Annotated in this window: 13 protein-coding genes; 11 read left to right on the forward strand and 2 right to left on the reverse strand. The window is 58.3% G+C overall.

Annotated elements, in window-relative coordinates:
• The 6 genes from infB to WCA10_RS19210 all read left to right on the forward strand — a co-directional run.
• On the forward strand, positions 1–1,933 hold a 1,933-nt coding region (gene infB / locus WCA10_RS19185; RefSeq protein WP_472824128.1), incomplete at its 5' end, for a translation initiation factor IF-2.
• A 167-nt stretch (positions 1,934–2,100) separates the two neighbouring features.
• Complete coding sequence (locus WCA10_RS19190) at positions 2,101–2,628, forward strand: RNA polymerase sigma factor (RefSeq protein WP_472824129.1); 528 nt, start codon at positions 2,101–2,103, stop codon at positions 2,626–2,628.
• A complete protein-coding gene (locus WCA10_RS19195; protein WP_472824130.1) occupies positions 2,621–3,190 on the forward strand; it encodes a hypothetical protein in 570 nt (189 codons plus the stop codon). The genes WCA10_RS19190 and WCA10_RS19195 overlap by 8 nt, the downstream gene beginning before the upstream one ends.
• A gap of 10 nt (positions 3,191–3,200) precedes the next feature.
• On the forward strand, positions 3,201–3,779 hold the full coding sequence (locus WCA10_RS19200; RefSeq protein ID WP_472824131.1) for a hypothetical protein: 579 nt from the start codon (positions 3,201–3,203) through the stop codon (positions 3,777–3,779).
• Positions 3,780–4,028: 249 nt separating this feature from the next.
• Positions 4,029–4,592 (forward strand): type 1 glutamine amidotransferase domain-containing protein, encoded by a 564-nt coding sequence (locus WCA10_RS19205; protein ID WP_472824132.1) that lies wholly within the window; start codon positions 4,029–4,031, stop codon positions 4,590–4,592.
• Between the two features lie 248 nt (positions 4,593–4,840).
• A complete protein-coding gene (locus WCA10_RS19210; protein ID WP_472824133.1) occupies positions 4,841–6,667 on the forward strand; it encodes a tetratricopeptide repeat protein in 1,827 nt (608 codons plus the stop codon).
• Between the two features lie 116 nt (positions 6,668–6,783).
• Here the strand turns inward: WCA10_RS19210 and WCA10_RS19215 are convergent, their stop codons facing one another.
• On the reverse strand, positions 6,784–7,551 hold the full coding sequence (locus tag WCA10_RS19215) for a Bax inhibitor-1/YccA family protein (protein WP_472824134.1): 768 nt from the start codon (positions 7,549–7,551) through the stop codon (positions 6,784–6,786).
• A 254-nt stretch (positions 7,552–7,805) separates the two neighbouring features.
• Here WCA10_RS19215 and WCA10_RS19220 point away from each other — a divergent pair, with 254 nt between their 5' ends.
• Positions 7,806–8,258 (forward strand): CBS domain-containing protein, encoded by a 453-nt coding sequence (locus WCA10_RS19220; protein ID WP_472824135.1) that lies wholly within the window; start codon positions 7,806–7,808, stop codon positions 8,256–8,258.
• 40 nt (positions 8,259–8,298) lie between these two features.
• Here the strand turns inward: WCA10_RS19220 and WCA10_RS19225 are convergent, their stop codons facing one another.
• Positions 8,299–10,098, reverse strand: coding sequence for an acyl-CoA dehydrogenase family protein (locus WCA10_RS19225; RefSeq protein ID WP_472824136.1), 1,800 nt, complete (start codon positions 10,096–10,098; stop codon positions 8,299–8,301).
• A 309-nt stretch (positions 10,099–10,407) separates the two neighbouring features.
• Between WCA10_RS19225 and WCA10_RS19230 the strand changes: the two genes are divergently transcribed.
• The 4 genes from WCA10_RS19230 to guaB all read left to right on the forward strand — a co-directional run.
• Entirely contained in the window at positions 10,408–12,012 is a 1,605-nt protein-coding gene (locus WCA10_RS19230) for a cellulose synthase family protein (RefSeq protein WP_472824140.1), read from the forward strand.
• 3 nt (positions 12,013–12,015) lie between these two features.
• Entirely contained in the window at positions 12,016–12,288 is a 273-nt protein-coding gene (locus WCA10_RS19235; protein WP_472824137.1) for a BrnT family toxin, read from the forward strand.
• A 5-nt stretch (positions 12,289–12,293) separates the two neighbouring features.
• Positions 12,294–12,524 (forward strand): hypothetical protein, encoded by a 231-nt coding sequence (locus tag WCA10_RS19240; protein WP_472824138.1) that lies wholly within the window; start codon positions 12,294–12,296, stop codon positions 12,522–12,524.
• 746 nt (positions 12,525–13,270) lie between these two features.
• A partial coding sequence (gene guaB, locus WCA10_RS19245; protein ID WP_472824139.1) for an IMP dehydrogenase occupies positions 13,271–14,393 on the forward strand: 1,123 nt, incomplete at its 3' end.

Here is a 14,393-nt window from a genome sequence, read left to right on the forward strand (position 1 = left end):
CCGCCGTGGCGGCCAGCAGTATCCGAAGACGAAGGAAGGCCCAATGAAGGGTTTTGTGCCGCCACCACGTTTTGGCGGCGCCACGCACTTCAGCGATGAGCCGTTGCCGATCACGCGGGAAATCACGGTGACCGAAGGCATCAGCGTGAAGGACCTGGCCGAGAAGCTCGAGATTCGCGCCAAGGACCTGATCGCAGCGCTTTTGATGCGCGGTGTCTTTGTAACCGTGAACCAATCGCTCGACGCTGCCATGGTGAAGGACGTTGCTGCCAAATTCGGTGCCGGCGCAACCGTTATCAGCTATGAAGAAGAGCTGGCTAACGAGGCGATTGAAGAAGTCCTTGTGGCCGAGAACACCGGCGAACTTGAGGTCCCCCGCGCTCCGGTGGTTACGGTCATGGGCCACGTGGACCACGGCAAGACTTCACTGCTCGACGCCATCCGCGAGACCGAAGTGGCTGCAGGCGAAGCCGGCGGTATTACGCAGCACATCGGCGCCTACAAGGTGCGCTTCAACAAGGAAGGCTCTCCGGCATCGGGCCGCGAGATCGTCTTTCTCGATACGCCTGGTCACGAAGCCTTTACCCGCATGCGTGCCCGCGGCGCCAAGGTCACGGACATTGTTGTGATCGTGGTTGCGGCGGATGACGGCGTCATGCCGCAGACCCTGGAAGCGATCGACCACGCCAAGGCTGCCGACGTGCCAATCATCGTCGCGGTCAACAAGATCGACAAGCCCGAGGCCAATCCGGATCGCGTAAAGAAGCAGCTCGCTGATCGCGGCCTGATCCCTGAAGAGTGGGCAGCCGGCGGCGAAGGGACTGTGTTCGTTGAGGTATCCGCCAAGAAGAAGCTGAACCTCGATCTGCTGCTCGAGATGATTTGTCTCGTGTCGGATATCAAGGCTCCCAAGGCCACGCCGGGACGCAAGGCTGTGGGTTCGGTGCTTGAGGCCAAACTCGATCGCGGCCGCGGCGCTGTGGCTACCGTTCTTGTGCAGGATGGAACGTTACGCCTCAACGACAGCTACATCGTCGGCAACACCTTCGGCAAAGTCCGCGCGATGTTTGACGATCGTGGACGGCCGCTGGAAGAAGCGGGTCCGTCGACGCCGATCGAAGTCCTCGGCCTCGAAGCCATGCCGGATTCCGGCGACACGTTCCTGGTGGTCGCGGATCGCGACAAGGCCAAAGGCATTGCGCAATACCGCAAGATGAAGGAGCGCGAAGCGCAGCTTGCCAAGAGCTCGCGTGTTTCGCTCGAAGGACTGGCAGAGCAGATTCGCCAGGCCGGCGTGAAGGATCTCGCGCTGATCATCAAGGGCGACGTTACAGGATCTGTCGAAGTGCTGGCTGATTCGCTTGTCCGCATGTCGACCGAGAAGGTGCGCGTGAAGGTGATCCATTCCGGTGTCGGATCGATTACCGAAAGCGACGTGCTGCTTGCTACTGCATCGAACGCCATCATCATCGGCTTCAATGTGCGCCCGGAGCGCAAGGCCGCGGAACTGGCGCAGCAGGAAGGCATCGAGATTCGGATTCACTCGATCATCTACGAACTGCAGGACGAGATGCGGCTCGCCATGCTCGGTCTTCTCGATCCCACGTTCAAGGAGAACTACGTGGGCCGCGCTGAAGTCATCAACGTCTTCCGCATTCCCAAGGTCGGCACCATCGCCGGCTGCCGCGTGCAGGATGGCGTGATTCGTCGCGACTCTGAAGTCAAAGTCATGCGCGGCGATGAGCAGGTCTACAAGGGCAAGATCGGTTCGCTCAAGCGGTTCAAGGATGATGCGCGCGAAGTGACCAATGGCATGGAGTGCGGCATCGGGCTCGGTGGGTTCAGCGATCTGAAGGAAGGCGACTTGATTGAAGCCTTCTCGACGGAGAAGCTGGCAGCTGACCTGGGCGCACTGACCTCAGCCAAAGCGTAGCTCTTACGTAGTTCAATCCTTTACAGCCCGCTTCTCTCCATGAGGAGCGGGTTTCTTCTTTTTTGAAAAGATTTTCGAACGCTTGAAACTCGCCCCCGGTCTTAGGGTGTGTACAACGCGGACCTTGCGTCTGAGAATGATCTGCAGCCTGAGGGAGCGCGCGAGTTTTGACCACTGATCCAGACGCGGAGTTCACGGCGCTTGTGCAGCGTCAGTCGCGGTTCGTGTTCAGGGTGGCTTATGCAGTGCTGCTCAACTCATATGACGCGGAAGACGCAGTGCAGGAGACGTTTTTGAAGCTTTATCGCAATCGCGGATGGGAGCAGGCCGAGAACGAGCGCGCCTACCTTGCCCGCGTCGCGTGGCGGGTTGCAGTTGACATTCGTCCGCGCCGCTCGCAGGCTTCGGTTTCAAGTCCCCAACCGCTGGAAGCAGACGAAACGCCATCGCTACATCCCGGCCCGGAGCAGGCGCTCTTGTCCGCCAACCAGGATTCGATCATTCACGCGATGATTGATGCGCTTCCCGAGGAACTGCGCGTGCCGCTTGCACTCTCAGCCTTTGATGAACTCCATTCGCCGGAGATCGGAGCCGTCCTTGGAATTCCCGAGGGCACAGTCCGCACGCGGCTGCAGCGGGCTCGCCAGATTCTCCGCCAGAAACTCACCTCAATCCAGGAGTCGCGCTATGCATGATGAAGACCGGCTGGATCGGATGCTTGAGTCGTCGCTCTCCAGCTACGGCGACCCAGGGACAGATTCCGGACTGGCCGAGCGCATTCTGGCCCGCGGCCGTTCCGAACGAATGTCGCCTGTGCCGGTGGCCATTGGGCCGCGCGTCCGCCCGTTCTGGGTTGTTGCTCTGGCGGCAGCATGCCTGCTGTTTGTCTTTTTCGGATTGAGAACCTGGGGCCCGCAGTCTGTGCATCCGTCGCGCCAGTTGCAGACGCCACCCACCACTTCGGCAAAGGTCGAACAGGCCACGCCTCGTCACAGATCTTCGGCAATCCAGCGACCGCAGACGCATATCCGGCCAAGCTTAGCGGCGGCGAAGCATGCATCTCCGCCGAAGCTCGACCAGTTCCCTCAGCCTCAGGCGCTCTCGCCTGAAGAACAAGCGCTCTACGCTTTTGCAACGCAAGTTCCGGAGAAGCAGCGACAAGCCATCCTGGAGGCGCAGAAAAAAGTTGACGCGCCTCTCAACATCGCCGCCATCCACATTCAGCCTCTCGAAATAACCGATACAGGCAAGAACTAAGGAGAATCCCATGCGCAAGCTCACACTGATTTGCTGCCTCGCATTTTTCACGATGGCTTTGGGGCAAAGGTCATTTGCCCAGGAGTCAGCACCTGCTCCAGAGCCAACTAAAGCTTCGCAGGCGCCGGCTCGCTTTTACCATCTCGATTTTGTTGTTCAGGAGATGGGTCCGGACGGAAAACCTACGAACAGCCGTTCCTATGCTGCGACGGTGACCACGGATCCTCGCGATCAAGGAACGTCCATCCGGACAACCTCAAAAATACCCGTCGCAACCGGATCCTTTTCAGGCGGAAGCGAAAGTCAGGCGCTCGTCAACATGAACTATCAATACATCAATGTAGGTGTGAACATTGATGCGCATAACACTCGCGAAATCGGCCGCCAGCTGTCGCTCGATCTGGTCGCCGATGTAAGTAGCATGGCAGGATCGAATGAAGCTAGCCCCCACCAACCCGTGATCCGCCAGAACAAGTGGCAGGCGTCGGTTCTGATCCCGATCGGCAAGGCAACGGTCGTCTTTACCTCAGATTCCCTCGATAGCAAAGGCAGCATGCAGGTAGTGGTCACCGCTACGACGCTGCAGTAGTTCGCTTCTGTCTCGGATGTGCTTCTCATGCAGCAATTGAGTGCCCACACGGGCACCGGAGTGCACCTTCATTTCATGGGCTGTGATGCGCTGCAAATACAAGGGTTTGCTTTGACGGCAATTGCAATTTTCTGCCGTGGCTTTGCAGGGTCAAAAGCACATCTTTCGATTTTCACTGGACGCGCAACCCCTTCTTGTTGACCGGCGTCATAAGGGTCTGAACGACCCCACAACAAGAGGAGGAGAAGTATGTCTTCAGAATTGAAGGGCAAGAAAATCGCCATTTTAGCTACCGATGGATTTGAGCAGGCAGAGCTGATTGATCCGCGGAAGGCGCTGACGAATGCAGGCGCCACCACCGTTGTGATCTCACCGAAAAGCGGAGAGATCAAGGGCTGGAACAAGAAGGACTGGGGCCAGGGTGTCAAGGTGGACCGGGCGCTGGCCGATGCCAACCCCAACGAATACGACGCACTGCTGTTGCCTGGCGGCGTGATGAATCCCGATCATCTGCGCATGGATCCGGCAGCGGTAAATTTCGTTCGCCAATTTGTGTCGACGGGAAAAACAGTGGCGGCGATTTGTCACGGGCCGTGGACGCTGTTGGAAGCCGGCGCGCTCAAGGGCAAGACTGTAACCTCTTGGCCTTCGTTGAAGACCGACATCAAGAACGCTGGCGGCAACTGGATTGACCAGGCGGTTGTCACGGACGGTCAATTCATTTTCAGCCGCAAGCCCGATGACATTCCGGCATTCAACAAGGCGATCATCGAATCGGTCGCGCATGGTGTGCAAGAACACGCGCACGCATAATCAACAACAGACCAACGAGCACGACAACGGCCATTCTTCCGCACTAGCTTTGCGGAAGGATGGCTGATTCATTTTTAGTGGTGATTTTGACGCGGTCCCTTGAACTAATTCCGCGCACACTGCTCCATCTCGATTTTGTTGTGAGGCTGGAGTGACGGAATTCCTGAAACTTCCGTCGCCTCTGGTTTCACGGACCATGTATATTTTGAGCCATGCATTTCCCTTCCCAATATCTGCACCGAGGCGGTGTGCGCACTTTTCGTAGCTCTGACCGTGCGGGTTTTCTCGCCGGCTTCGGTTTGATTTTTTTGGTTGTGGTTGCGGCATGTCCCGTCTTCGCTCAGCAGTCGATGCCCGCCGGGCACAACATGGCCGACATGCAGCCGGTGGCCCCTCCCGAACAACTTCCCGCTCCGATTCACATGACTGGCATTGGCAATGCGCACATCGCCATCACGGGCAGTCCTGAAGCGCAGGTGTGGTTCGACCAGGGACTGAACCTGATGCACGACTTCTGGGATTACGAGGCTGTGAAGGCCTTCGAGCAGAGCGTGCGCGTCGATCCAAACTGCGCCATGTGCTGGTGGGGACTGGCGCAGGCGCAAGGGTTCCGGAACGGCTCCAGAAAGGCATACGCCAAGGAGGCGCTGGAGAAAGCAGTCAAGCTCACAGATCATGTCACCGAGCCGGAGACGCTCTACATTGAGGCTGCGCAGGCCGACGCCGCGGTCAAGAACGAATCGAAGCGCGGAGCAAACCGGCAACAGGTTGCGATCCTGCGCGAGTTGGTCGCCAAGGCGCCAAAGGACAATCAAGCACGCCTGTTTCTCGCCCTCGCGCTGGAAGATGGCTACGACGATAACGGCGAGCCAAAGAAAGGCGAGCAGGAAGCCATCGCGATGATGGAGGGCATTCTGCACGATGCGCCCAATGACTCGGCGACCAATCACTACTGGATTCATGCTATCGAGCCCGGCAATCATCCGGAGCGCGCGATCGAAAGTGCGGCATTGCTGGCCAGCCTTGCGCCGACATCGGGCCACATGGTGCACATGCCGGGACACATCTATTACCGCGTGGGCAACTACGCGGAGGCCGAGCGCTGGTTTTCTGCATCCATGGCTGCCGACGAACGGTATATGCAGGAGCAGCACGTGAGTCCCGACGACGACTGGAACTACGTACACAACATGATGTACTCGATCGCCGATTTGATGGAGCAGGGACGGCTCGCCGACGCCAACGCGCTCTCGGATCACCTGGCAGCGGCGCGCGGTCAGCTTTCGGCTTCGCTCTATATATGGTCGGCACGGGACCAGCTTTCACGCATCAGCCGGCGCTTGCCGGTGGCGCTGCGCGTGGGCGACTGGGATGCGGTGCTTGCCATGCTGAACGATGCGAATTTAACCAAAGGAGACAAGGCTGCAAATTTGCGCTTCTTTTCCGCAGAACTCACCGATTATGCGAAGGGGATGAAAGCGCTCGACGCGGGCGATGCCATTGCGGCCGAAAAGAATTCAACGAGCCTGGACGCAGGATTGAAGCAGATGAACGAGATGCAGGCCGCACTTGGAAAGCGCAAAGATGCGGACGAGAAAGAGGCGAATGCGAATCCGCCGACGATGCCGATTTCGCCGGATGCACTATCGGATCCGATCCTGAAATCGCTGAAGATTGAGTCAATGGAACTGCAGGCCGGGGTACTCGCCGCGCAACACAAGATGCGAGCCGCGAAGAAGCTCTATGCCAATGCGGCAAAGCAGGAGAAGAAGCTCGGATACCATGAGCCACCGTTTTATATTCGCCCGGTGGCCGAGACCGAGGCCGAAGCGCTGCTGAAAGCGAAAGACTACAAAGATGCGGAGGCGGCTTACCAGGCGGCGCTTGTGGAGCGGCCGAACTCCGGCTTCGGACTGTACGGACTTGCCATGGTGAAGGAGGCTTCTGGCGATGCAGCTGGAGCGCGTGCGGCGTATGAAACATTTCTGAAAGCGTGGCCGAGGGCAGATGCTAATTTGCCGGAGATCGCGCACGCAGAGAAGTTTGTCGAAGCCGGTACGCAGGCGACGCGGTAGAGGGATCACGGTTTGGCGATGGACCTGGAACGAGAAAGCTGAACCCTCTTACAACGCAGAAGCGGCAATCTCGCGTGGAGATTGCCGCTTCGCAGATCTGGGGTTGGGGTTGAGATCTAGTTCCGGCTGCGCATTTTGGAGAGCAGCCTGAGGATCTCAAGGTACAGCCACACGAGCGTGACCATGATGCCGAAGGCGCCGTACCACTCCATGAACTTCGGTGCGCCGGCATTCACCCCCTGCTCGATGAAATCGAAATCGAGCACAAGGTTCAACGCGGCAATGGCGCAGACGAAGAGACTGAAGGCAATTCCGATCACCCCTGAGCCGTTGATCGAAACGAAGTTGATGTGAAAAAAGCCTAGGATGATTTCCATCAGGTAGAAGAGTGCAATGCCGCCGGTGGCCGCGATGATGCCGATGCGCAGCTTGTTCGTCACCTTGATCAAACCGGAGCTGTAGAGCACCAGCATGGTCAGCAGGGTGCCGAAAGTGAGGCCCACCGCCTGGATTGCAATACCCGGATAGCGCAGTTCAAGCAACGCCGAAATCCCGCCCAGAAAAAGGCCTTCCAGCAGCGCGTAGATCGGAGCCGTAATGGGCGCCCAGCTCTGTTTGAAAATGGTGACCATGGCGGTGATGAAGCCGCCAAAGACGCCAAGCATCAGAAGTCCCGACACATCGGCCGGGTCATGCGTCTGCATGAAGGCGCGCCAGGTGTATGCGGCAGTAGCGAAAGCACATATCAGCAGGATACCGGTGCGGTTGACCGTACCGTTCAGGGTCATCCGGTTGGCGACATCAATCGCGCCACCGTAGCGCGCCGCCGCGTCCTGGAAGGTCTTGGTACCCAAGGCAGGATTGGATGTCTTAAACAGGGCCATCAGAGTCTCTCCATTTCGCTTCAGGGCTGGCTTTCCCAAGATTCCAAAGGGGAAACCGCAACTCCTCTCTCTATTCTAATTCCGCCAGGTGCAACCGGCCATGCGGTTCCCGATTCCAACCTCGGAAGGTACGGAAGAGGCCAGGTTTACGCCCTCGTACCCCCTGGGCGAAAAATCTCTTAGATTTCCTGCTTTTCGGCTGTTATCTCAATGGACTATAGTGACCGTCATTCGCTTGGCCCCAGGAGGCTCGTATGAAGATCAGCGACACAATTGGCATTTTGCTCGGGTGTCGACCCGAGAGGAGTGTGTTCTCCATCGATCCCGATGACTCGGTATACGAGGCGCTGGAAATGCTGGCCAAGTACAACATTGGTGTTCTGCTTGTGTGCAAGGAAAATCGACTTGTCGGTATTTTCTCTGAGCGGGACTACGCGCGCAAAGGCATCCTGGGCGGTCATGCCTCCCGCGAAACCAAGGTCGGTCAACTGATGACCAGCCCGGTCATCTCCGTCAACCCCAAGCACACGGTGGACGAGTGCATGACCCTGATGACCGAACACGACTTCCGCCATCTGCCCGTGGTTCAAAACGACGCGGTCGTCGGCGTCGTCTCCATCGGCGATCTTGTGAAGTGGGTAATCTCCGGCCAGCAGCAGACGATCCAAGCGCTTGAGGGCTACATTGCTGGAGCGTATCCGTCCTAGCCGTTCGATGACCGTGTGGGCCAAGAGCCGGTCCGCGGGACTAGAGCGGATACCGCTCCAACTGAACGCACTGACTAGCCACGGCGTGGCTCAGCGTAACGGAATCAACCGGCGTGAATCGCGCCAACCGCCGCAGGATTGCCAGTTGTGTCCGCAACATATCGCCTTCGCTGCAGGCAGCCAGTACGCGCCGCGCTGCCTGCTCAGTTAGAGCCATGCTCTCTTCGGCCAGCAGGCTGGTCATGTCCACAGCTACCGCTGCGGTGGATTTGCCAGCCGCGGCCAGCTTCCTTGCCCGGAGTAGCGCCGACTCCAGCGCGAACACCTGGGTGATCATGTCGGCAAGGTCGGCCATCACCTCCTGCTGGTCCTGCAATGCAGCCATGTAGCGCTGGCTGGCAACCCCGGCCGCGAAGAGACCGATCTTTTTGACAGCCTCAAGCATTGCCGCCTCGCGTGCAAGCACTTCGCCGGTGTCTTCGGCATAGTCAAACGACGGCAGCTGCATCACTTCATCCATCAGCGACTTGATGGCGGCCATCAGCGGCAGTTCGCCGGCCATGGCGCGCTTCATCAGCCAGCCGGTGATGATCATCCGGTTGATTTCGTTGGTGCCCTCAAAAATGCGATTGATGCGCGCGTCGCGATAAAAGCGCTCAGCCGGGTAGTGTTCTGTATAACCGTAGCCGGCCATGGTGGCGACCAGTTCATCGGCAACGAAAGAGAGCATCTCTGAGCCGTAGACTTTGAGGATCGAGCACTCGACCGCGTACTCCTCAATCCTCTTTTGGATATCGCGCGGGGAACGGCTCGCGTGGTCACCCAGTTGCTCGAGCGAAGCGTCGATCATGCCGACGGTACGGTAGGCCATGCTTTCGGCGGCGTAGAGGCGGGTAGCGCTCGTGGAGATCTTTCTCTGGATCAGGCCGAACTCCGCGATCGACTTGCCGAAGGCTTTGCGCTCTTTCGCGTAGCGAGCCATGTGCGCAAGAGCGTGGCGCGCTCCGCCAACGCAGGCCACTCCCAGCTTGAAGCGACCCACGTTGAGCACATTGAACGCGATGTGGTGGCCCTTCCCAGGCTCACCCAGCAGGTTCGCTGCCGGAACTCTGCAATCCTGCAACACAAGTGGGCAGGTGGACGAGCCACGAATACCGAGCTTGTGCTCCTCGGCGCCGACCGTGAGGCCGGGTGTATCCCGCTCGATCAGGAATGCGGAAAACTTCTCGCCATCGATTTTCGCAAAAACCGTGTACAGCCCGGCGATGCCGCAGTTCGTGATCCACATCTTTTCACCGTTGAGCGTGTAGGTGCTGCCGTCGGGCGAGAGGGTCGCGCGGGCCCGGATGTTCATGGCATCCGAGCCGGATGTGGCCTCAGACAAACCGTAGGCACCGATCCACTCGGCGGTTGCGAGCTTGGGCAGGTAGCGCTTCTTCTGTTCCTCGGTGCCGTACCAGACCAGAGGGAGAGTGGCGATACCAATGTGCGCCCCAAAGGCCGTGGAGAAGCTGGCCTGGATCGAGAGGTGATCCGTGATGATGGTGGAGGTGGTCTTGTCCATCCCCAGGCCGCCGTACTCCTCGGGAATATCGACCGACGTGAATCCCAGCTCTGCTGCCTTGCGCAGGAGCCCCGGCAGCACGCCAGGCTTTTTGGCGTCGATATCGGCGGTGGCGGGCAGAATCTCGTCGCGGGCGAACTGAGCTACCGTGGCGGCCATTTGCCGCTGTTCCTCGTTCAGGTCTTCAGGGATGAAGACTTCGGTGGGAATACGTGTCTCAATGAGAAAGCTTCCGCCCTTGGCGGCAACGACCGGGGAAATAGCTGTCGTAGACATTAGGGTCTCTCCAACTGTATGGAAACATTACGCTAATCCGTACAGCTCGGCAATCGGCAGGCGGTGAAATTGTGCGCTCGGGTCACGCGGATGAGACGGCCTATGAACCAAAAATGCGATCAGCGCGCATGGAACTCCCCCTCCCTCGGAATCGGGATCGGGCCTGTCGGTGGACGCAACTCCACTCAAGCCTATCGCATACAATTCACTTATCCCGTTCGTGGAGGATCTGCACTGCTCGCCGACATCCAATTGATCTCTAGGCTGACCGCCGGGCTACCTGCGCACTGCGGAGCCTTGCTGGCGGCTATGCAGCAGAACAACAGCTTCAAGCACTACCTGAAGATGCAGTATGCTGACCAGACCTTCCGCGGACTCTACCACTGGAACTGGTTCGATCTTGCGCTGCTGCTCCCTTACTTCGCCGTCATGATTGTGCTGGCGATCTACGGCGTCCACCGTTACACGCTGTGCTACCTCTACTTCAAACACAAAAAGAACTACAATCCCAACCCGCTCAAGCATTTCGATGAATTGCCACGAGTCACGATCCAGCTGCCCATCTTCAATGAGCAGTTTGTGATCGACCGCCTTGTGGAAGCCATCTGTGGCATCGATTATCCCCAGGACAAGCTGGAGATCCAGGTCCTGGACGACTCGACTGACGAAACCACGGAAGTCGCTGCCGCGATCGTGGCGCGCTATGCCGCGCTTGGCCATCCGATTGTCTATATCCATCGGACGAACCGGCACGGCTACAAAGCCGGCGCACTCGATGCTGGGCTGAAGGTTGCCAGCGGCGAGTTCATCGCCATCTTCGATGCCGACTTTGTGCCGCCACCCGACTGGCTGATGAAAGTGATCCACCACTTTGCCGAGCCCGATGTGGGCATGGTGCAGACGCGCTGGACGCATCTCAATCGCGACTACAGCCTGCTGACGCGCATTGAAGCCATCCTGCTTGACGGACACTTTGTGCTGGAACACGGCGCGCGCGTACGCACAGGCGATTTCTTCAACTTCAACGGCACGGCTGGCATGTGGCGCAGGCAAGCCATCTCCGACGGCGGCGGCTGGCAGCACGACACGCTTACCGAGGACACCGACCTCAGCTACCGTTCGCAGATCGCGGGCTGGCGCTTCAAGTATCTGCCCGAAGTGGAATGCCCCTCTGAGCTGCCCATCGAGATGTCCGCTTTCAAGACGCAGCAGGCGCGCTGGGCCAAGGGTCTGATCCAGACCTCGATCAAGATGCTGCCGAAGATCTTCAAGTCGAATGTGCCCAGACGCATCAAGATCGAGGCCGTGTACCATCTGACGGCCAACCTGAGCTATCCCTTGATGATTGTGATGACCGCGCTGCTGATCCCGGCCATGATCTGCCGCTTCTACCAGGGCTGGTTCCAGATGCTGCTGATCGACTTTCCGCTGTTTACTGCGTCATCGGCATCGATTGCCGTGTTCTATCTGGCGAGCCAGCGCGAGCTCTATCCGAAAACGTGGATGAAGACGTTCTTCTATCTTCCGTTCCTGATGGCTCTGGGCATCGGCCTCACCGTCACCAATTCCAAGGCGGTGATGGAAGCGCTGCTCGGCATCAAGAGTCCCTTTGTCCGCACACCGAAATATCGCGTGGCGCAAAAGGGAGAGAAGTCGCAGGCTGCGAAATATCGGAAGCGGTTGAAGCTGGCACCGTGGATCGAGCTGATCATTGGCTGCTACTTCCTGCTGGCGATTTTCTACACCTTCGCAAACCAGAACTACTTCACCGCGCCGTTTCTGATTCTGTTCGTAGTCGGCTACTGGTACACGGGATTGATGAGCCTGCTGCAAGGCCGCTTCGAGCGCTGGCGCAGCGGCACCGATGCGAACACTGATGAGTCGAGCCCGAAGCCATTCCCGGTGGGTGTGTAACGGATGCCGCAACAACCGGCGCCTGAGCCAAGAGTCCTATGGGACTCTCGGAAAGCTGGCAGCAACATCCGGAAGCATGGCATTTCCTTCGGGGAGGCGGCAACTGTTTTCAGGGATTGGCTGGCCATAACCAAACCTGATCCTGATCATTCCGTTTCAGAACGCCGGTTTCTCACTCTTGGTCTATCATCCAATCACAGGCTGCTTCTTGTAAGCCCATACGGACGACGGAGACGAAATCCGGATTATCAGCGCCAGATCGCCAACCCGGAGTGAACGAAGTGCCTACGAAAATGAATGAACGGCTGCTGAGAGTGAAAGATACGATGCGTCGCGAGTACGATATGCATGGCGGCGTGCGCGGCAAATATGCCGGGCGATTCAAAAAGGACGTCGTGATGGTGCCGCTTGCGCCCGATGTTGCCGCCGCTTTTCCCGATGCGGATTCGGTGAACGAGGCACTTCGGATCATTCTGAAAGCAGCCCGGAAATCTGTCCCATCGGGCCGATGATTCGGTGGTTCGGTCCGCTATGCAACCAGACTCTCAGGAATTTCCAACTTGCCTTTTGGGCTTGCTTCCGAAAAGAAAATTGGAGGCGAGATAAACTACCGTGGCGCCTATTTTGACACTTCTTGTGCTTGCTACGATCTTCGGTCTAGTTTATCCGTTCAACAGCTACGTGACCGGTTTGAGGAGGCTCTCGCAGCGGTTTCGTTCATCGTCAAAACCGCTGGGCAATGCTAGGACAGCTCTTTCGCTTGTCCACATGGTTTGTTGGCGGTTCTTATCCCGAGATCCGTTTGTTCGAATTACCTCAGCGGACGATGGTTTCTATCTCTCAAGGGTTTTCTTTATGCGGCCGTTTCGTCCTCCGCTCAGAGTTCCATGGGACGAAGTCTGGTGTTCTCCGGTAACGGGTTCCCGTTGTGGGACGTGTATTGATCTTAAGCTTGGAAAAGAAGAGCAGATTCCGTTGACGATCCTCACGGGGATGGCACGAAAGCTTGATCTCATGAATCGAGTTCCCGCGGAGAATGGCCTGCCACCTGGTCCGAATTTCGACGATCTCAGCGAAGCGTTTGTTGAGTCGATGGCGAGAAAGCATGACGAGAAGAGCCCGCGGTAGCTCGCTTAACCCCAACGATTTCCAGTGCTGAGTCGCCGCTCGGCTGTCCGCTACAATAGTCATAAGCGCCTGCAGTCCTGGTAAAGGTTTCGCGACCGAATCCCAAGGCCTCCAGGCGCATCAGAGCATTATGCTAGCGAAAACCCTGCCGGAAGCCCTCACCTTTGACGATGTCCTGCTTGTGCCTGCGTACAGCGAAGTTGTCCCCGCGCAGGTAAGCACGCAAACGCAGCTCACGCGCGACATCACGCTGAACACTCCGCTGCTCTCCTCGGCCATGGACACGGTGACCGAATCGCGCATGGCCATCGCCATGGCGCAGCAGGGCGGCATCGGCATCGTCCATCGCAATCTCACCATCGAAGCGCAGGCGGGCGAAATCGACAAGGTCAAGCGCTCTGAGAGCGGCATGATCGTCGATCCCGTAACGATCGGCCCGGACCAGATGATCGGCGACGCTCTTGATGTGATGAGGCGCTACAAGATCTCAGGCGTGCCGGTCACGAAGGGCACCAAGCTTGTCGGCATTCTTACCAATCGCGACCTGCGCTTTGAGACGCGCACGGATGTTCCAGTCGGTGACGTGATGACCAAGAAGAATCTCATCACCGTTCCGGTGGGCACCACGCTGGAAGAGGCTGAGCTGATATTGCACGAGCACCGAGTGGAAAAGCTCCTCGTAGTGGACGATCAGTACAACCTCAAGGGATTGATCACGGTCAAGGATATCCAGAAGAAACTGAAATACCCCAACGCCAGCAAAGACGAAAAAGGGCGTTTGCGTGTTGGTGGAGCGATAGGCGCTACCGGCGATTTTCTGGAGCGTGCGGAAGAGCTGGTGAACGCGCGCGCCGATGTGCTGGCCATCGATTCGGCGCACGGCCATTCTTCGCGCGTGCTTGACGCCGTGCGCGAAGTGAAGAAGCGGTTCCCTGACGTTGGTCTTCTTGCCGGTAATGTCGCCACCTATGAAGGCGCGCTGGCTCTGATCGATGCCGGCGCGGATGCTGTGAAGGTTGGCATCGGACCGGGTTCCATCTGCACCACGCGCATGGTCACCGGCGCGGGCATGCCGCAGATCACCGCCATCAGCGAGGCGTACAAGGCCGCGCACAAGCACAACGTCCCCGTCATCGCCGACGGCGGCATCAAGTACTCCGGCGAAATCACCAAGGCCATCGCCGCCGGCGCAAGCTCGGTCATGATCGGCTCGCTCTTTGCCGGCGTCGACGAGAGCCCCGGCGAGACCATCC

It is taken from the genome of Occallatibacter sp. (assembly GCF_049582745.1).
In the GTDB taxonomy this organism is placed as follows: domain Bacteria; phylum Acidobacteriota; class Terriglobia; order Terriglobales; family Acidobacteriaceae; genus Telmatobacter.

Excerpts from the sequence above, each read along its gene's own strand:
- WCA10_RS19230 (WP_472824140.1), top strand. The coding sequence starts at position 10,408 with ATGCAGCAGAACAACAGCTTCAAGCACTACCTGAAGATGCAGTATGCT.
- WCA10_RS19215 (WP_472824134.1), bottom strand. The coding sequence starts at position 7,551 with ATGGCCCTGTTTAAGACATCCAATCCTGCCTTGGGTACCAAGACCTTC.
- WCA10_RS19205 (WP_472824132.1), top strand. The coding sequence starts at position 4,029 with ATGTCTTCAGAATTGAAGGGCAAGAAAATCGCCATTTTAGCTACCGAT.
- WCA10_RS19225 (WP_472824136.1), bottom strand. The coding sequence starts at position 10,098 with ATGTCTACGACAGCTATTTCCCCGGTCGTTGCCGCCAAGGGCGGAAGC.
- WCA10_RS19235 (WP_472824137.1), top strand. The coding sequence starts at position 12,016 with ATGCCGCAACAACCGGCGCCTGAGCCAAGAGTCCTATGGGACTCTCGG.
- WCA10_RS19195 (WP_472824130.1), top strand. The coding sequence starts at position 2,621 with ATGCATGATGAAGACCGGCTGGATCGGATGCTTGAGTCGTCGCTCTCC.
- WCA10_RS19200 (WP_472824131.1), top strand. The coding sequence starts at position 3,201 with ATGCGCAAGCTCACACTGATTTGCTGCCTCGCATTTTTCACGATGGCT.
- WCA10_RS19220 (WP_472824135.1), top strand. The coding sequence starts at position 7,806 with ATGAAGATCAGCGACACAATTGGCATTTTGCTCGGGTGTCGACCCGAG.